General features: G+C 73.2%; 1 protein-coding gene. It reads right to left on the bottom strand.

Annotated elements, in window-relative coordinates; translation table 11 throughout:
- Positions 1-697, bottom strand: a 697-nt coding sequence (locus MLGJGCBP_RS23685) for a class I adenylate-forming enzyme family protein (protein ID WP_160098500.1), incomplete at both ends; no start/stop codon positions are given.

Below are 697 nucleotides of genomic sequence, written 5' to 3'. Positions count from 1 at the left end.
CGGGCCCCGGTGACCAGCGCCGCGGTCATCACCTGCACGCCGGCGAGGTGGAACAGCGGCACGGTCACCAGGTTGACGCTGCCGGAACCGTGGCGGTCGAGCTCGCCGGGCAGGCGGTGGGTGGCCAGCAGCAGGTTGTGGATGTTGCCGACCACCGAGCGCTGGGACAGCAGCACACCCTTGGCCGCCCCGGTGCTGCCGGAGGTGAACAGCACCAGCGCGGGGTCGTCCTCGGCGACGTCGGGCAGCGGCAGGTCGGGTGCGGTGTCGCCGTGCAGCAGCGCACCGAGGTCGGCGACACCGACCCCGGTGATGCCGGCGGGAACCCGGTCCGCGGTGTCCTCGTCGTGGACGATCACCACCGGGCGGACGGTGTCGAGGGCCCCGTGCAGTTCCGCCGCGCTCCACCAGGCGTTGCACAGGTCCACCACGGCGCCGAGGCAGTGCGCGGCCCAGAACGCCATCGTGCATTCGGCGTGGTTGCGGGCGAACAGGGCGACGTGATCACCCTTGCCGACGCCCAGGGTCCGGAAGTGTCCGGCGATCCGGGCCACCGCCCGTTCGTGTTCGGTGAAGCTCAGCCGGCGCTCACCCTGCACGACGTGGGTCCGGTCGCCCCAGTGGCGGGCGTCGAGCAACAGTTGCGCGACGGCGGTGCGCCGGTGGCGGTAGACCCGGCACGGGCGGCCGTGCACGA

The sequence above is a fragment of the Rhodococcus sp. T7 genome (assembly GCF_009872365.1).
Lineage (GTDB): Bacteria > Actinomycetota > Actinomycetes > Mycobacteriales > Mycobacteriaceae > Rhodococcus_F.
The sequence above is the reverse complement of the archived record's forward strand: the minus strand, read 5'-3'. Positions and strand labels throughout refer to the sequence as shown.